This is a genomic window from Streptomyces sp. NPDC013455 (assembly GCF_040632975.1).
GTDB lineage: Bacteria > Actinomycetota > Actinomycetes > Streptomycetales > Streptomycetaceae > Streptomyces.
Map to the genome: position 1 here is coordinate 51616 of NZ_JBEYCX010000018.1, position 16185 is coordinate 67800.

At 73.0% G+C, this 16185-nt stretch carries 16 protein-coding genes and 1 tRNA gene; 9 read left to right on the forward strand and 8 right to left on the reverse strand.

All coding sequences use genetic code 11. The features are described 5' to 3' along the window. Nucleotides 1-126 precede the first annotated feature (126 nt). Together ABZ576_RS25825 and ABZ576_RS25830 are read right to left on the reverse strand one after the other, a co-directional pair. Nucleotides 127-654, reverse strand: a complete 528-nt coding sequence (locus ABZ576_RS25825; RefSeq protein WP_360745349.1) for an FHA domain-containing protein — start codon at nt 652-654, stop codon at nt 127-129. A gap of 10 nt (nt 655-664) precedes the next feature. Continuing rightward, nucleotides 665-1519 carry a DUF3662 and FHA domain-containing protein gene (locus tag ABZ576_RS25830; RefSeq protein WP_360745352.1) on the reverse strand — a complete coding sequence of 285 codons (855 nt, stop codon included), beginning with the start codon at nt 1517-1519 and terminating at the stop codon, nt 665-667. A gap of 441 nt (nt 1520-1960) precedes the next feature. On the opposite strand from ABZ576_RS25830, the gene ABZ576_RS25835 reads away from it, so the two are divergent. From ABZ576_RS25835 to ABZ576_RS25850, 4 genes are all read left to right on the forward strand, one after another. Further along, a tRNA-Leu gene (locus tag ABZ576_RS25835) sits at nt 1961-2044 on the forward strand. Nucleotides 2045-2312: 268 nt separating this feature from the next. Continuing rightward, nucleotides 2313-3740 carry a DUF2252 domain-containing protein gene (locus ABZ576_RS25840; RefSeq protein ID WP_360745355.1) on the forward strand — a complete coding sequence of 476 codons (1428 nt, stop codon included), beginning with the start codon at nt 2313-2315 and terminating at the stop codon, nt 3738-3740. 213 nt (nt 3741-3953) lie between these two features. After that, nucleotides 3954-4763: a hypothetical protein gene (locus ABZ576_RS25845; protein ID WP_360745358.1), complete on the forward strand. Its 810-nt coding sequence runs from the start codon at nt 3954-3956 to the stop codon at nt 4761-4763. A gap of 58 nt (nt 4764-4821) precedes the next feature. Continuing rightward, a complete protein-coding gene (locus ABZ576_RS25850; RefSeq protein ID WP_360745649.1) occupies nt 4822-5151 on the forward strand; it encodes a rhodanese-like domain-containing protein in 330 nt (109 codons plus the stop codon). A gap of 34 nt (nt 5152-5185) precedes the next feature. Here ABZ576_RS25850 and ABZ576_RS25855 read toward each other — a convergent pair whose 3' ends face one another. From ABZ576_RS25855 to paaA, 5 genes are read right to left on the reverse strand one after another with little or no spacing between them, the layout of a single operon-like run. After that, nucleotides 5186-6250: a 2Fe-2S iron-sulfur cluster-binding protein gene (locus ABZ576_RS25855; RefSeq protein ID WP_360745361.1), complete on the reverse strand. Its 1065-nt coding sequence runs from the start codon at nt 6248-6250 to the stop codon at nt 5186-5188. Continuing rightward, the gene (gene paaD / locus ABZ576_RS25860) at nt 6250-6777 is read right to left on the reverse strand and encodes a 1,2-phenylacetyl-CoA epoxidase subunit PaaD (RefSeq protein ID WP_360745364.1); all 528 of its coding nucleotides are present in this window, start codon (nt 6775-6777) and stop codon (nt 6250-6252) included. The genes ABZ576_RS25855 and paaD overlap by 1 nt, the downstream gene beginning before the upstream one ends. After that, nucleotides 6771-7502 carry a 1,2-phenylacetyl-CoA epoxidase subunit PaaC gene (gene paaC, locus ABZ576_RS25865; RefSeq protein WP_360745367.1) on the reverse strand — a complete coding sequence of 244 codons (732 nt, stop codon included), beginning with the start codon at nt 7500-7502 and terminating at the stop codon, nt 6771-6773. The genes paaD and paaC overlap by 7 nt, the downstream gene beginning before the upstream one ends. Beyond that, nucleotides 7499-7786 carry a 1,2-phenylacetyl-CoA epoxidase subunit PaaB gene (gene paaB / locus ABZ576_RS25870; RefSeq protein ID WP_184967739.1) on the reverse strand — a complete coding sequence of 96 codons (288 nt, stop codon included), beginning with the start codon at nt 7784-7786 and terminating at the stop codon, nt 7499-7501. The genes paaC and paaB overlap by 4 nt, the downstream gene beginning before the upstream one ends. Then, nucleotides 7783-8799 (reverse strand): 1,2-phenylacetyl-CoA epoxidase subunit PaaA, encoded by a 1017-nt coding sequence (gene paaA / locus ABZ576_RS25875; RefSeq protein ID WP_360745370.1) that lies wholly within the window; start codon nt 8797-8799, stop codon nt 7783-7785. The genes paaB and paaA overlap by 4 nt, the downstream gene beginning before the upstream one ends. 534 nt (nt 8800-9333) lie before the next feature. On the opposite strand from paaA, the gene ABZ576_RS25880 reads away from it, so the two are divergent. Genes ABZ576_RS25880 through ABZ576_RS25890 form a run of 3 tightly spaced genes read left to right on the forward strand, consistent with a single transcriptional unit; the run spans nt 9334 to nt 12049 of the window. Further along, nucleotides 9334-10086: a DUF5819 family protein gene (locus ABZ576_RS25880; RefSeq protein WP_360745373.1), complete on the forward strand. Its 753-nt coding sequence runs from the start codon at nt 9334-9336 to the stop codon at nt 10084-10086. Further along, a complete protein-coding gene (locus ABZ576_RS25885) occupies nt 10083-11294 on the forward strand; it encodes an HTTM domain-containing protein (protein ID WP_360745376.1) in 1212 nt (403 codons plus the stop codon). Before ABZ576_RS25880 ends, ABZ576_RS25885 begins: the two co-directional genes overlap by 4 nt. Next, nucleotides 11291-12049, forward strand: coding sequence for a TrmH family RNA methyltransferase (locus ABZ576_RS25890; RefSeq protein WP_360745379.1), 759 nt, complete (start codon nt 11291-11293; stop codon nt 12047-12049). Before ABZ576_RS25885 ends, ABZ576_RS25890 begins: the two co-directional genes overlap by 4 nt. 183 nt (nt 12050-12232) lie before the next feature. On the opposite strand, the gene paaN is transcribed toward ABZ576_RS25890, so the two are convergent. Beyond that, nucleotides 12233-13924: a phenylacetic acid degradation protein PaaN gene (paaN, locus tag ABZ576_RS25895; RefSeq protein WP_360745382.1), complete on the reverse strand. Its 1692-nt coding sequence runs from the start codon at nt 13922-13924 to the stop codon at nt 12233-12235. 160 nt (nt 13925-14084) lie between these two features. Here paaN and ABZ576_RS25900 point away from each other — a divergent pair, with 160 nt between their 5' ends. Together ABZ576_RS25900 and ABZ576_RS25905 are read left to right on the forward strand one after the other, a co-directional pair. Next, nucleotides 14085-15599 (forward strand): 3-hydroxyacyl-CoA dehydrogenase, encoded by a 1515-nt coding sequence (locus ABZ576_RS25900; RefSeq protein WP_360745384.1) that lies wholly within the window; start codon nt 14085-14087, stop codon nt 15597-15599. Continuing rightward, nucleotides 15596-16183, forward strand: coding sequence for a TetR/AcrR family transcriptional regulator (locus tag ABZ576_RS25905; protein ID WP_360745387.1), 588 nt, complete (start codon nt 15596-15598; stop codon nt 16181-16183). Before ABZ576_RS25900 ends, ABZ576_RS25905 begins: the two co-directional genes overlap by 4 nt. Nucleotides 16184-16185 lie beyond the last annotated feature (2 nt).

A 16185-nucleotide genomic window follows, 5' to 3' on the forward strand; every position in this document is an offset into this window, starting at 1 on the left:
TCGGCTCCGGGTACAGCCGGTCGTGTCGAGCCACACTGCCCACCCTCCGGTCGTGAGCGCGCCGGAGACCGGGTGGCGGCCTGCCGCTGCGTGCTCGCTCCGCTCGCGCTTATTCATGACGTGGCACTACTTCCGCAGCTCGATCGCGGTCTTGCCGATGCGGATCGGCGCGCCCAGCGGAATCGGTGTGGGGGTCGTCAGCCGGGACCGGTCCAGGTAGGTGCCGTTGGTGGAGCCGAGATCCTCGATGATCCACTGGCCGTCGCGGTCCGGGTAGATCCTGGCATGGCGGCTGGAGGCGTAGTCGTCGTCCAGCACGATGGTGGAGTCGTGCGCCCGGCCCAGGGTGATGGTCTGGCCCTGGAGCGCGACGGTGGTGCCGGTCAGTGTGCCCTCGGTCACGACCAGCTTGCTGGGGGCGTTGCGGCCGCGCCGGCCGCCGCCCTGCTGGTTGCGCTGCTGCGGCGGCGCGGCCTGCTGCCGGGTCTGCTGCCGGCCCGGCTGCTGCGGCCGGGCCGCTTCCCTACGGGATCCGCGCTGGGTGACGCGCGTACCGAACAGGTCGCTCCGGATGACCTGGACGGCCACGATCACGAACAGCCACAGTACGGCCAGGAAACCCAGCCGCATGACCGTGAGGGTCAGCTCTGACATTGCCCCCGCTTCACCCTTCGGCTTGCCTATAGATAACGGTGGTGCTGCCCACGACGATCCGCGAGCCGTCGCGGAGCGTAGCGCGGGTGGTGTGCTGCCCGTCCACCACGATGCCGTTGGTGGAGCCGAGATCCTGGATCGTCGAGGGCGTTCCGGTCCGGATCTCGCAGTGCCGGCGGGAGACGCCGGGGTCGTCGATCCGCACGTCGGCGTCGGTGCTGCGGCCCAGCACCAGCGTCGGGCGGGAGATCTGGTGGCGGGTGCCGTTGATCTCGATCCAGTAGCGGGTGCGTGCGCCGCTCATCGGGGCGGCCGCGGGCCGCTGGGTGGCGGGCTGCGGGTAGCCGTAGCCGCCGGGGCGGGTGCCGGGCGGCGGCGCGGACGGCATCGGGGGGGCTCCGGCGGGCGCGGCGGGCGGGTAGCCGTAGCCGCCCGGGGCGCTCTGGCCGGGGCGGCCGGCCGCCGGGGCGCCGGGGGCCTGCTGGTTGCTGGAGGAGGCGAGGGTGCGCGAGCGCACCCGGTACAGCCCGGTGTCCAGGTCGTCGGCCTTCTCCAGGTTGACCTTGATCGGGCCCATGAAGGTGTAGCGCTGCTGCTTGGCGTAGTCGCGCACCATGCCGGCCAGCTCGTCGCCGAGCTGCCCGGAGTACGGGCTGAGGCGCTCGTAGTCCGGCGCGCTCAGCTCCACGATGAAGTCGTTGGGCACGACGGTCCGGTCACGGTTCCAGATGGTCGCGTTGTTGTCGCACTCCCGCTGGAGTGCTCCGGCGATCTCCACGGGCTGGACCTCGGACTTGAAGACCTTGGCGAAGGTGCCGTTCACCAGACCTTCGAGACGCTGCTCGAACTTCTTCAGGACTCCCATGGGGCACCTCCTCCGTCCCTGCCGTCGTCTTGCCCTGCTCTGTGCCGCTGCCTTGCCGGGTACTTCCGGTACTGCTCACTGATCGTATCTACGCGCCCGCCAATCAGCCGGTTCCCCCAGCGGCTGCGCTTCGAACTCCTGGTGCGAGTCCTGCTGCCATGGATCGTAGAGGCGGGCGTAGACCAGTGTCCCGCACCTGGCTGTGGACCCGGTCCGCCTCCTGTGCAGACGGCCTGGACCGGTACGAGGTTGATACGTGAACCGTGTCTCCCTGATACGTGCGTCACCGCGCCCGCACGGGTCGGGCGGGGGCGGGGGCGCGGCGGGGGGCGGGGCGGGTGGCCAGGGAAGGGATGTGAATCCACCCCGTACGGCGTGCTAATGTTCTGGGTGTCGGAAGGGGCCGGCCCGAAAGGGCGGGAAACGGAAGACACACCCAATGCGCGGGTGGCGGAATAGGCAGACGCGCTGGATTCAGGTTCCAGTGCCCGCAAGGGCGTGGGGGTTCAACTCCCCCCTCGCGCACACAGAGGCTACGGGCCCATCGTGAAGACGATGGGCCCGTAGTCGTATGCGCGCAGGCCGCCGGCCGAGGCCTCGCTCCCGTGTGAGGAAGCTCTCAGCGGTGGGTGGCCTGCTGCCGCGCTGATGTGACGGGCCGTCGAGCGTCCGTGGCCGTGCCGGTTTCCACAGGTTCTGACGCGGGTGCGTCACCGGTTGTACGGTCTCCCCGAGTTGATGTTCGTACCCGCGCCCGTGCGAGGCGTGCGGCCAGTACGGGGAGGCGGTCGCGGTGGACGGAAGCGGTGGGGAGACGGCGGACCCGGTGGAGGGCGCGCGCCGGCTGCCCCGGGTGCACGGGTTCGCCCCGTGGCCGCCGCAGGACTCGCCCAAGGCGGAGGGCAAGGCGCTGCGCGCGAGCGTGCCGCGCTCCGCGCACGGCGCGCTCGACCTGGACGCCGACCGTCCCGACGCGGTGAGTGCGGTGACCGGGTCCAACGCCGGCCGCATTGCCGCACTGACCCCGCTGCGGGTGGGCCGGATGGCGGCCGGGCCCTTCGCCTTCCTGCGCGGCTCGGCCGGCCTCATGGCCCACGACCTGGCCCGCACTCCCATGACCGGGATCGGCACCCAGATATGCGGTGACGCGCACGCCGCCAACTTCGGTCTCTACGGCGACGCCCGCGGCGGCCTCGTCATCGACCTGAACGACTTCGACGAGACCGTGCACGGGCCCTGGGAGTGGGACCTGAAGCGGCTCGCCGCCTCCCTCGTCCTGGCCGGCCGGGAGGCGGGCGCCGACGAGGACACCTGCCGCGCGGCGGCCCGGGACGCGGCGGGCGCCTACCGGCGCACCATGCGGCTGCTCGCCAGGCTGCCCGTACTCGAGGCGTGGAACGCCATCGCGGACGAGGAACTCGTCTCCCACACCGACGCCCACGATCTGCTCGGCACGCTCCAGCGCGTCTCGGAGAAGGCCCGGGCCAACACCAGCGGCCGGTTCGCGGCGAAGTCGACCGAGGCGGGGGCGGACGGCGGACGCCGGTTCGTGCCCGCCCCGCCGGTGCTGCGCCGCATACCGGACGCCGAGGCCGCCGCGGTCGCCGCCGCCCTCGGACCGTACGTCGACACCCTCGGCGAGGACCGGCGCCCCCTGCTCGCCCGGTACGCCGTGCACGACGTCGCCTTCCGGGTGGTCGGCACCGGCAGCGTCGGCACCCGCTCGTACGTCGTGCTGCTGCTCGACCACCGCGGCGAGCCGCTGGTCCTCCAGGTCAAGGAGGCCCGCCCGTCCGCGCTCCTGCCGCACCTGGCCACGGCCGGCTTCGCGACCCCGCCGGTCGCGCACGAGGGCCGACGGGTGGTCCTGGGCCAGCGGCGGATGCAGGTCGTCAGCGACATCCTGCTCGGCTGGACCACCGTCGACGGGCGGCCGTACCAGGTGCGCCAGTTCCGCAACCGCAAGGGCAGCGTCGACCCGACCGCCCTCGCCACCGACCAGCTCGACGACTACGCCCGCATGACCGGCGCGCTCCTGGCCCGCGCCCACTCCCACAGCGCCGACCCGCGCCTGATCGCCGGCTACTGCGGGAAGAACGACGAACTCGACGAGGCGATCACCACCTTCGCCACCGCCTACGCCGACCGCACGGAGGCAGACCACGCAGACCTGCTCCGCGGCATCCGGGAGGGCCGGATAGCGGCGGAGACGGGAGTGTGAGGGAGGTCTCCCGTGGATGAGGGGGCCTTGCCGGGGTGGTGAGGGGGGGCGCCGGGGTCGTTCCGGAGGGCTCCCCGGGCGTGCGTGGCGCTCTCTCCCGGGGGGCGTGGGGAGCTGCGCGAGCGGTCAGGGCGGGTCCGCATCCGGCGTCCGGGTGGTGGCCCCGTGACGCGGGCCCCGGCCCGACCCGCCCGCAGCCGATACGCTGGCCGGGTGACGACCCCCGAAGCCGACCAGACCGCCCCCCGTCCCGAGGAACGGCTGGAGCAGGCCGTACGGGCCGCCGAGCAGGCGTTGATCGAGTACGAGATCGCCGTGGAGACGTTCCGCGTCGAGGTCGAGAACTTCTCCCGCCTGCACGAACAGCGACTCGGCCCCCTCTACACCCGCATCGAGGAGCTGGACGCCGAGATCGCCGAGGCGAAGGCCGCCCGCACCCAGGACCCCGAGGACATCCGCCGCGCCGCGGAGGCCCGGGCCCGCGTGCTGCCGATCCCGGGTGTCGAGGAACTGCTGCACGGCTGGATGGACGGCGACGGCCTGTTCCCCGAGGCCGTCGCCATGCTCACCGAGCAGGCCGTACGGCCCCCGCAGCGGGTGCGGCCGAGCGAGGAGGCCCGCAAGCTCTACCGTGAGCTCGCCCGCAAGGCCCATCCCGACCTGGCGCAGGAAGAGGACGAGCGCAAGCGGCGCGAGGAGTTCCTCGGCCGCGTCAACGCCGCCTACGCCCGCGGCGACGAGCCCCAGCTCAGGGAGCTCGCGGAGGAGTGGGCGGCCGGACCGGTGCCGCCCGAGCGCCGCCCGAGCCCCGCCGAGGAGCTGTACGCCCGCCTCGAATGGCTCGCCCAGCGCAAGGAACTGCTCACCCTCGTCGCCCGGGAACTGGAGGAGGGCGCGATCGCCGGCATGCTCCGCCTCGCCCCGGACGACCCCGACGGCCTGCTCGAAGAGATCGCCGGCCGGCTGCGCACCGACATCGCCCAGCGGGAGGCGCAGCTGGCCGCACTGCTCGGGCAGGGCTGAGCCGCTCGGTCCGCTCTCCGCTTCGGGTAGCGTCGGGGACATGAATTACGGAGCTGGTGTGCCCACGGTGCAGGTCACGGACCTCAAGGACGGCGACTTCCTGCTGGACGTCCGTGAGGACGACGAGTGGCAGGCGGGCCACGCCGAGGGAGCCCTGCACATTCCCATCAGCGAGTTCGTGGCCCGTTACGGCGAGCTGACCGAGGCCGCCCCGCAGGACGGCCGCGTCCACGTCATCTGCCGCTCCGGCGGCCGCTCGGCCCAGGTCACCATGTACCTGGTCCAGCAGGGCGTCGACGCGGTGAACGTCGACGGCGGCATGCAGTACTGGCAGACCGCCGGCCGCCCGGTCGTCACCGACGCCGGCACGCCCGGCTTCGTCCTCTAGCCCGGGCCTTCCGCGCTCCGGCCCGGGGCAGCGGTCAGCGGTCGAAGTCCAGTTCCACCCGCTCCGTCAGCGGGTGCGACTGGCAGGCCAGTACGTACCCGGCTTCGGTCTCCTCCGTCTCCAGCGCGAAGTTGCGGTCCATGCGCACCTCGCCGTCGACCAGGAAGGCCCGGCACGTCCCGCACACCCCGCCCTTGCAGGCGTAGGGCGCGTCGGGCCGGTTGCGCAGCACCGTCTCCAGCAGCGACTCGCCCTCCCGCACCGGCCAGGTGCCGCCGCGGCCGTCGAGCCGCGCGGTGATGGTGCTGTGCGCGGGTGCCGCGGCCGCCGACGCAGGGGCCGACCCCGCGTCCACGTGGAAGATCTCCTGGTGGATCTTGTCCCGGGTCACGCCCAGCTCGCGCAGCGCCTGCTCGGCGCCCTGCACCAGTCCGTACGGCCCGCACAGGAACCAGCCCGCCACCTCCTGCACCGGCAGCAGCGCGGGCAGCAGCCCCGCGAGCCGCTCCCGGTCGAGCCGGCCCGACGGCAGGCCCGCCTGCTGCTCCTCGCGGGAGAGCACGGTCACCAGCTGGAGCCGCTCCGGGTAGCGGTCCTTCAGGTCGGCGACCTCCTCCAGGAACATCGTCGAGGCCGCCGTACGGTCACTGCGTACCAGGCAGAAACGCGCCCCGGGCTCCCGGGCGAGCAGCGTGGAGACGATCGACAGCACCGGGGTGATGCCGCTGCCGCCGACCACGGCCGCGTACAGACCCGGCGACGGCTCCAGCGTGAAGCGGCCGGCCGGGGTCATCACCTCCAGCTCGTCACCGACGGCGATCTCCTTCAGCGCGTACGCCGAGAAGGCACCGCCCTCGACCAGTCGCACGCCCACCCGCAGGGTCCGCGGGCCCTCGCCGGACGGGTGCGGCGCGGGGGAGCAGATCGAGTACGTGCGCCGGATCTCCGTGCCGTCCACCCGGCGGCGCAGCGCGAGGTGCTGGCCGGGTGCGTGCCGGTACTCCTCGCGCAGTGCGGGCGGCACGGCGAAGGTCAGGGCGACGGAGTCGTCGGTGAGCCGGTCGACCGCGGCCACCGGGAGCGGGTGGAAGCGCGCCATCACAACTCCTTGAAGTGGTCGAACGGTTCCCGGCAGGCCAGGCAGCGGCGCAGCGCCTTGCACGCGGTGGAGGAGAACCGGCTCAGCAGTTCGGTGTCGGCGCAGCCGCAGTGCGGGCAGCGGACCGGCTCGGCCTCCGGGGTGCTCGTCCGGGTCGGGCCGAGAGCCAGCGGGACCGGCCCGCCGGCGGGCCGCACCCGCGGCGGGGCGATGCCGAACTCCCGCAGTTTCTCGCGGCCTTCGGGAGTGATGTCGTCGGTCGACCAGGCGGGGGCGAGCACCGTGCGGACGGTGACCTCGCGCATGCCGTGGTCGCGCAGCACCCGCTCGATGTCGCCGCTCATCGCCTCGATGGCCGGGCAGCCGGTGTAGGTGGGCGTGAGGTCGACCTCCACCGTGTCCGTGCCGTGGACGTGCACCGCGCGGAGCACGCCGAGCTCGCGCAGGGTGAGCACGGGCAGTTCGGGGTCGGGCACCGCGCCGGCCAGCTCCAGCAGCTCCGCCTCCAGGGCGGTGGCGGTCACCATGTCGCCCCCGGGTGGCTGCGGTGCAGGTGCTGCATCTCGGCGAGCATCCGCCCGAACGGCTCGGTGTGCAGGCCCTGCCGGCCGGCGCCGGCCGACCAGGCACCGGTGCGCGGGCCCTCCGGGAGGGTGAGGGTGGCCCGGCCGAGCACGTCCGTGACGGACTGGAGCCAACGGGTCTCCAGCGCGGACCGGTCCGTGTCGAGGCCTTCCACCGGCTGGAACATCTCCCCGGTGAACCGCCACAGCGCGTCGCAGGCCCGCTGCATCCGCTCGTGGCTGGTCTGTGTGCCGTCGCCGAGCCGCAGCGTCCACTGCTCGGCGTGGTCGCGGTGGTAGGCGACCTCCTTCACGGCCTTTGCGGCGAGGGGTGCGAAGGGGCCGTCGCCGGCGGCCAGTTCGGCGTAGAGCAGCTGCTGGTAGGTGGAGAAGTACAGCTGGCGGGCGATGGTGTGGGCGAAGTCGCCGTTCGGCTGCTCGACCAGCTGGAGGTTGCGGAAGGCGCGTTCCTCGCGCAGGTAGGCCAGCTCGTCCTCGTCGCCGGCCAGCGACAGCAGGACGCGGGCCTGGCCGAGCAGGTCCAGGGCGATGTTGGCGAGGGCGACCTCCTCCTCCAGGACGGGCGCGTGCCCGGCCCACTCGCCCAGGCGGTGGGAGAGCACCAGGGCGTCGTCGCCGAGGGCGAGCGCGGCGGTCACCGGGACGGTGGCGGGGCCGGTGGCGGTCACAGGTGCTTCACCCCTTCCGGGATCTCGTAGAAGGTCGGGTGCCGGTAGGGCTTGTCGGCGGAGGGTTCGAAGAAGGGGTCCTTCTCGTCCGGCGAGGACGCGGTGATCGCGGCGGCCGGGACGACCCAGATCGAGACGCCCTCGCCGCGCCGGGTGTATAGGTCACGGGCGTTGCGCAGGGCGAGCTCGGCGTCGGGCGCGTGCAGGCTGCCGGCGTGGGTGTGGGAGAGGCCGCGCCGGGAGCGCACGAAGACCTCCCACAGGGGCCAGTCGGTGGTGCTCATGCTCGCGTCGCTCCCGTCTCACCGGTGTCCCCGGTGCGCTTGGCCGCGTAGGCCGCGGCCGCTTCCCGTACCCACGCGCCCTCGTCGTGGGCGCGCCTGCGCTGGTTGATCCGCTGGTCGTTGCACGGGCCGTTGCCCTTGAGGACCTCCCAGAACTCCGTCCAGTCGATCGGACCGAAGTCGTAGTGCTCCCGCTCCTCGTTCCACCTCAGCTCCGGGTCGGGGAGGGTGAGGCCCAGGGACTCGGCCTGCGGGACGCAGATGTCCACGAAGCGCTGGCGCAGCTCGTCGTTGGAGTGGCGCTTGATCTTCCACTCCATCGACTGCGCGGAGTGCTGGGACTCGTCGTCGGGCGGGCCGAACATCATCAGCGAGGGCCACCACCAGCGGTTCACCGCGTCCTGGGCCATGGCGTGCTGCTCGGGGGTGCCCTTGCTGAGGGCCAGCAGCAGCTCGTAGCCCTGGCGCTGGTGGAAGGACTCCTCCTTGCAGATCCGCACCATGGCGCGGGCGTACGGGCCGTAGGAGCAGCGGCACAGGGGGACCTGGTTGGTGATCGCCGCGCCGTCCACCAGCCAGCCGATCGCGCCGACGTCGGCCCAGGTCAGGGTGGGGTAGTTGAAGATCGAGGAGTACTTCTGGCGGCCGCTGTGCAGCTTGTCGAGCAGCTCGTCGCGGCTGGTGCCGAGGGTCTCGGCCGCGCTGTACAGGTACAGGCCGTGGCCGGCCTCGTCCTGCACCTTGGCCATCAGGATCGCCTTGCGGCGCAGGGACGGCGCGCGGGTGATCCAGTTGGCCTCCGGCTGCATGCCGATGATCTCGGAGTGCGCGTGCTGGGCGATCTGCCGGACCAGGGTCGCGCGGTAGGCGTCGGGCATCCAGTCACGCGGTTCGATGCGGTCGTCGGCGGCCACGGCCGCGTCGAAGGCGCGCTGGTGGGCGGTCGTGTCGACGGTCTCCGGCGCGCCGTCCGCCTGCGGGCGGGCCGTGCGCTGCGCGGCTGCTGTGGCCATGCGGTCCCCCTGACCTCGGGCTTGGTGAGGAACACGGCCCCGGCCGGAGGTCCCGACCGATCGTTCGGTCCGTGCGCATCCATGGTGTGCCGGGCCGCCGCGGGGTGTCAACCGCTGTGGAAAAGTCCTCGCGCCGCCTGTGGACAACCGGCGCGGGCGAACACGGCGCGGCGCGTCGGACGCCGTACCGGACGGCACCGCGGGTCCCGTGCGTGGTGAGAACCACCGTGTTCGTGCGGTACCCGGGGCTGCGCCCGGTGCCCGGGGCTGAGTACCGTTCCGTGCGGGCGCCGACAGGTGGCGCCCGTGCAGCACGGGGCGTCCGTCACGGCACCGCGCGCCGAGCCGACCCGCTCGGCCGTACCGCCGGGCGGAAGGACCGGGTGGTCCCGCCGGGTGGCAGGCCGGACCGGACGACCGGGCTGGACGACCGAAGTGCACGGCCGAAGTGCACGACCGAAGTGCACGACCGAACTGAACGGCCGAGCTGAGCGACCGGGCCGGAGAACGGGCCGAGACGGGGGACGGAACGCAATGGACGCGTACGACGAGGACTCGCGGGACCCGCAGGCTCCCGACGGGCCGGCCGGGACGCGTCTCCCGGAACCGCCTCCGGAGGCTCCCCCGCCGCCCGCGTCCAGCGCCGGCATCGCGGCGCTCTCCCCGCGCTACCAGGTCGGCGCCGCGCTGGCCCTCGCGGTGGTCGCCGTGGCCGCCTCGGCGCACCTGCTGATGGTGTTCCTCAGCCTCGCGCCCGCCAACACGGTGACGAAGCAGCACGGCAAGGCCGTCGAGGAGTGGGTCTACCCGGAGTTCGAGCAGAACTGGAAGCTGTTCGCCCCGAACCCGCTGCAGCAGAACATCGCCGTCCAGGTGCGCGCCGAGGTGCGGATGGACGACGGCGGTCTGCGCACCACCGGGTGGACCGACCTGTCGGCGCAGGACGGCGCCGCCATCGACGGCAATGTGGCGCCCAGCCACACCCAGCAGAACGAGCTGCGCCGGGCCTGGGACTTCTTCACGGCCACGCACAACGCCGACAACCGTCCCGTGGGCATGCGCGGCTCCCTCTCCGAGCAGTATCTGCGCCGGATCGTGGTGATGCGGCTGTACCGGGACGATCCGACGAGCCGGGAAGGCGTGATCCAGCGCGTGCAGGTCCGTTCCAGCACCACCAATGTGCAGCCGCCACCGTGGAGCCGTGAGCGGGTGTCCGACAAGCCCGTGCAGCGCCTGCTGCCCTGGTGGTCCGTGACGGCCGACGAGGCCGCGGGAGGTGTGCGGTGAACCGCCTCTCCCTGACACTGTCGCGCGGCATCGCCCGGGTCACCGAGGCGGCTCTCGGGCCGTACCAGAGCGCCGTGATCCGCATCGGCTTCGCCGGTACCTGGCTGCTGTTCCTGCTGCGCGAGTTCCCCCACCGCCGGGAGCTGTACGGCCCCTCCGGTCCGTGGGGCTGGAACCTCGCCAAGCAGCTGACCGCCGACAACCACGCCTTCACGGCGCTGCTGTGGTCCGACGGCCGGCTCTGGTTCGAGTTCTGCTACGCGCTCGCCATCCTCGCCAGCGTGGCCCTGCTGCTCGGCTGGCGCACCCGCACGGCGTCCGTGCTGTTCATGGTGGGCGTGCTGTCGCTGCAGAACCGCAGCGTGTTCATCGGCGACGGCGGCGACAACGTCCTGCACCTGATGGCCTTCTACCTGGTGTTCACGCGCTGCGGCCGGATGTGGTCCCTCGACGCCCGGCGCGCGGCACGGGACGCGGCGGCACGCGCGCGGGGGGAGCGGGTGCCCGCCGACCGGGTGGGACCGGTGCTGTGGGCGGTGTCCGGCCTGGCGCTCGGCACCGCGACGCTGACCGGGCGGTTCGACAACGGCTGGCTGATCCCGGCGCTGCTGTGGACGGCCTGGGCGGTGCTCGGTCTGTGGTGGCTCGCCGGACGCCGGGAGGCCTGGCAGGAGCCGCGGATCCTGCTGGACGTCATCGCCAACGTCCTGCACAACGGTGCGCTCGTCGTGATCATGGCGGAGGCGTGCCTGATCTACGCGACGGCGGGCTGGTACAAGATCCAGGGCTCGCGCTGGCAGGACGGCACCGCCGTCTACTACCCGCTCCACCTGGACTACTTCTCGCCCTGGCCCGCACTCGCCGACCTGATGTCCTCCAGCGGCACGATCATGATGATCGTGGCGTACGGGACGGTGATCGTGCAGGTCGCCTTCCCGTTCACGCTGCTCAACCGCCGGGCCAAGAACGTCCTGCTGGTGCTGATGATGCTCGAGCACGCGGTGATCGCGGTCGTCCTCGGCCTGCCGTTCTTCTCGCTCGCGATGATCACCGCGGACGCGGTCTTCCTGCCGACGTCCTTCCTGCGCCGGCTCGGCGCGTGGGCGGCACGCGCGCGCGGGCGGCTCCTGCGGGGCGCCGGGCGTCCGGTGCCGGCGCCGCGCTCCCCCGAGGACAGTGCCCCGGACCGCGTAGGGTTCACCGCATGACCGACCCGCTGAGCCGCTGGCGCGCCCGGGCGGCGGACGCCGTGCTGCTCGACGGCTTCCACGCCCTGAAGCACGCGCTGCGCTTCGGGGCGGAGGTGCCGGTCGCGGTCACCACCGACCGGCGGGCCGCCCTGGCCCTCGCCGGGGAGCTGGCCGCGGACGTGCGCGACACGCTGGACGCCCTGCTGACGGAGGTGTCCGAGCGGGACTACGCCGCCCTCGTCGCGCGGCCCCATCCGACCGGGGTGGCCGCCCTCGCCGTACGGCCGTCCCGGGAGGCCAATCTGCGGGCGCTCGCCCGCACCCCCCGCACCGCCCCCGTGGTGGTCCTGGACAACCCGCGCAATCTGGGCAACGCCGGCGCGGTGATCCGGCTGGCCGCCGGGTTCGGGGTGACCGGCGTGGTCACCACGGGCACGCTCGACCCGTGGCATCCCACGGTGGTGCGCGGCGGTGCGGGCCTGCACTTCGCCACCGCCGTGGAACGCCTCGGCACGGCGGACCTGCCCGCCGGCCCGCTGTTCGCCCTCGACCCCGAGGGGGAGGACATCCGCGGCACCGGGCTGCCCGACGACGCCGTCCTGGCCTTCGGCTCGGAGCGCACCGGACTGTCACCGGAACTGCGCTCCCGCGCCGACCACCTGCTGCGCCTGCCGATGCGCCCCCAGGTCTCCAGCTACAACCTGGCCACCAGCGTGGCCATGACCCTGTACCACTGGAGCGCCGGGGGCGGCGGACACGCACGGCGCCCGTAACGCACGGCGTCCGTAGCGCACGGCGTCCGTAGCGCACGGCGTCCGTAGCGCACGGCGTCCGTAGCGCACGGCGTCCGTAGCGCACGGCGCCCGTGGCGGGCGCGGGAGGCCGGGGTCCCTGCGGCCGGTGACTGACGCCCGCGCCCACGCAACGGCCCGCGGGCTCCCGCTCTCAGACCTTTCTCAGACCTCCCGGCGCACCTCGACCACGCGGAAGCGGCTGGCCACGAACGCGCCGTCGGTCAGGGCCGCGTTGGCCGCCGGGTTGCCGCCCGAGCCGTGGAAGTCGGAGAAGGCGGCCGTCTGGTTGACGTAGACCCCGCCGGTCAGGTTGAAGGAGAGCTGGGCGGCCTCCTCCAGGCAGACCTCCTCGACGGCCCGCTCGGTCGCGGCGTCCGTGGTGTACGCGCCGACCGTCATCACGCCCTTCTCCCGGACCGTGCGGCGCAGAAGCTCCACGGCGTCCGTCACCGAGTCGACCGCGACGGCGAAGGAGACCGGGCCGAAGCACTCGCTCATGTAGGCCGCCTCGTCGTCCGGCTTGGCGCCGTCCAGCTTGACGATGACGGGGGTGCGCACCACCGCGCCCGGGAACTCCTCGTTGGTGACCTCCCGGGAGGCGAGGGCGACCTCGCCGAGGCCGGCCGCTGCCTCCAGGCGGGCCTTGACGTCCGGGTTGACGATCGCGCCCAGCAGGGCGTTCGCGCGCGCGTCGTCGCCGAGCAGGCCGTCGACCGCGCGGGCGAGGTCGGCGGTGACCTCGTCGAAGCTCTTGGGGCCCTGGTCGGTGGAGATGCCGTCCCGAGGGATCAGCAGGTTCTGCGGGGTGGTGCACATCTGGCCGCTGTACAGGGACAGCGAGAACGCCAGGTTGGCCAGCATGCCCTGGTAGTCGTCCGTGGAGTGCACGATCACCGTGTTGACGCCGGCCTTCTCCGTGTAGACCTGCGCCTGGCGGGCGTTGGCCTCCAGCCAGTCACCGAAGGCCGTCGACCCGGTGTAGTCGATGATCCTGATCTCCGGACGGGTGGCGAGGGTCTTGGCGATGCCCTCGCCGGGGCGCTCGGCGGCCAGCGCGACCAGGTTCGGGTCGAAGCCGGCCTCCGCCAGCACGTCCCGGGCGACCTGGACGGTCAGCGCGAGCGGCAGCACCGCACGCGGGTGCGGCTTGACCAGGACCGCGTTGCCGGTGGCCAGCGAGGCGAACAGGCCCGGGTAGCCGTTCCAGGTCGGGAAGGTGTTGCAGCCGATGACCAGGCCGATGCCGCGCGGGACCGGCGTGAACCGCTTGGTGAGGGCGAGCGGGTCCCGCTTGCCCTGCGGCTTGGTCCACTCCGCCGTACCGGGCGTGCGGACCTGCTCCGCGTACGCGTACGCCACCGCCTCCAGGCCGCGGTCCTGGGCGTGCGGGCCGCCCGCCTGGAACGCCATCATGAACGCCTGGCCGCTGGTGTGCATGACCGCGTGCGCGAACTCGTGCGTCCGGTCGCTGATCCGCTTGAGGATCTCCACGCAGACCACCGCCCGGACCTCCGGACCCGCGTCCCGCCAGGCCCCCTGGCCGGTCCGCATGGCCGCGAGCAGCACGTCGGTGTCCGCGTGCGGGTAGGTCACGCCCAGCTCGATGCCGTACGGCGAGACCTCGCCGCCCACCCAGTCGTCCGTGCCGGGCTGGCCGAGGTCGAGGCGGGTACCCAGCAGGGCGTCGAAGGCGGCCTTGCCGGCCGCCGCGTCCAGGCTGCCGTTCTCGCCGTAGGCCTTCGGGTGCTCGGGGTGCGGGGACCAGTACGCCCGGGTACGGATCGCTTCCAGGGCCTGGTCGAGCGTGGGCCGGTGCTTCTCGATCAGCTCGTGGACGGTCAGTTCGGCGGCCATGCGGGACCAACTCCTCGTCTGGAGAACTCTTCGTCGAGTTCGTGACCTCGGCGGAAACAGGGGCGGGGACGACCGGTCAGAGCTAGAGTAACCGAACGATCGGTCGGTTCAAGGGGGTCCGCCGCATCTGTGGAAAACCCCGTGCGGGAGGATCGCGCACATGACAGCACTCGACCTCAGCAGCCCCGTGGCCGTCGTCGGCACCGGCACCATGGGCCAGGGAATCGCCCAGGTCGCGCTCGTCGCCGGCCACCCCGTGCGGCTGTACGACGCGGTCCCCGGGCGAGCCGCGGACGCGGCCGAAGCGATCGGCGCCCGGCTCGACCGGCTCGTGGCCAAGGAGCGGCTCACCGGCGCCGACCGGGACGCGGCCCGCGCCCGCCTGAAGCCCGTCGGCAGCATCGCGGAGCTGGCCGACTGCGGGCTGGTCGTGGAGGCCGTCCTGGAGCGGCTGGACGTCAAGCAGGGGCTCTTCGGCGAACTGGAGGAGGTCGTCGCCGAGGACTGTCTGCTCGCCACCAACACCTCCTCCTTGTCGGTGACGGCCATCGGCGGCGCCCTGCGCCACCCCGGCCGCTTCGTGGGCCTGCACTTCTTCAACCCGGCACCGCTGCTGCCGCTGGTCGAGGTGGTTTCCGGGTTCGCCACCGACGTCACGTCGGCCACGCGCGCGTACGAGACCGCCCGCGCCTGGGGCAAGACGCCGGTGGCCTGCGCCGACACCCCCGGCTTCATCGTGAACCGGATCGCCCGGCCGTTCTACGCCGAGGCGTTCGCCGTCTACGAGGCCCAGGCCGCCGACCCCGCCACCATCGACGCGGTCCTGCGCGAGTGCGGCGGCTTCCGGATGGGGGCGTTCGAGCTGACCGACCTGATCGGCCAGGACGTCAACGAGTCCGTCACCCACTCGGTGTGGCAGTCCTTCTTCCAGGACGTCCGCTTCACCCCCTCGCTGGCCCAGCGCCGGCTGGTGGAGTCCGGCCGGCTCGGCCGCAAGAGCGGACGCGGCTGGTACGACTACGCCGACGGCGCCGAGCGGCCCGAGCCGCACACCGCCGACAAGGAGCAGCCGCCGGCGTACGTCGTCGCCGAGGGCGGTCTGGGGCCGGCCGCCGAACTGCTCGCCATGATCCGTGAGGCGGGCATCCAGGTCCGCGAGGAGGACGAGGACAACGGCACCCGCCTGGTGCTGCCCAGCGGCGGCCAGCTCGTCCTCGCCGACGGCCAGACCTCGGCTGAGTTCCGGGACGTCGTGCACTTCGACCTCGCCCTGGACTACCGCTCGGCCACCCGCGTCGCCCTGGCCGCGGCCCAGGACACCCTGCCGCAGACCGTTGCCGAGGCCACCGGCCTGTTCCAGGCGCTCGGCAAGAAGGTCAGCGTCATCGGGGACGTCCCCGGCATGATCGTCGCCCGTACGGTCGCCCGGATCGTGGACCTCGCCCACGACGCGGTCGCCAAGGGCGTGGCGACCGAGGAGGACGTCGACACCGCGATGCGCCTCGGTGTGAACTACCCGCTCGGCCCCTTCGAGTGGGACCGCAGGCTCGGCCGCGAGTTCGCCTTCGACGTCCTGGACGAGATGCACGAGCGCGACCCCTCCGGACGCTACGCGCCCTCCCTCGCGCTGTACCGCCACGCCTACGCCACCGACAAGCGGGAGGGCACCCCATGACCACGCCCAGGCGCGACACCTACACCCCCGAGACGCTGCTCACCGTGGCGGTGCGGGTCTTCAACGAGCGCGGCTACGACGGCACCTCCATGGAGCACCTGTCCAAGGCGGCCGGCATCTCCAAGTCGTCGATCTACCACCACGTCAGCGGCAAGGAGGAGCTGCTGCGCCGGGCCGTCAGCCGCGCCCTGGACGGCCTGTTCGCCATCCTGGAGGAGGAGCACGCGCGCGCGGGGCGGCCCGTCGACCGGCTGGAGCACGTGGTGCGCCGCATGGTCGAAGTGCTGATAGCCGAGCTGCCCTACGTGACGCTGCTGCTGCGGGTGCGCGGCAACACCGCCACCGAGCGGTGGGCGCTGGAGCGGCGGCGCGACTTCGACCACCGGGTCGCCGAGCTGCTGAAGGCGGCGGCGGCCGACGGGGACGTGCGCGGTGACGTGGAGGTCCGCCTCGCCACCCGCCTGGTCTTCGGGATGATCAACTCCATCGTGGAGTGGTACCGGCCGGACGCGCGCGGGGCGAGCGACCGCGAGGTGGCCGAGGCCGTCGCCCAGCTGGTCTTCTCCGGGCTGCGCCAGGGCTGACC